This is a genomic window from Extibacter sp. GGCC_0201, from assembly GCF_017566055.1.
Classification (GTDB): domain Bacteria; phylum Bacillota; class Clostridia; order Lachnospirales; family Lachnospiraceae; genus Extibacter.
On sequence record NZ_JABFCH010000241.1, the window covers coordinates 1 to 213 of the forward strand.

The 213-nt window shown below is 47.9% G+C and carries 1 protein-coding gene; it reads right to left on the bottom strand.

What is annotated here, in order from left to right; translation table 11 throughout:
• The coding region (locus HJV72_RS19400) for a hypothetical protein (RefSeq protein ID WP_330619083.1) at positions 1-213 on the bottom strand (213 nt) is incomplete at both ends.

Below are 213 nucleotides of genomic sequence, written 5' to 3' on the forward strand. Positions count from 1 at the left end.
TGCCACAGGGATATCCGACAAACCAGAAATTTCAACCGGAGTGGATGGACCAGCTTTCTTAATTCGCTTGCCCTTATCGTCAATCATGGTACGAACCTTACCATAGGTCATACCGGATATGATGGAATCTCCAACGTGCAGTGTACCCTGCTGTACCAAAAGACTGGCGGTCGCGCCTTTTCCTTTTTTAACCTGGGCTTCAATAACGCTTCC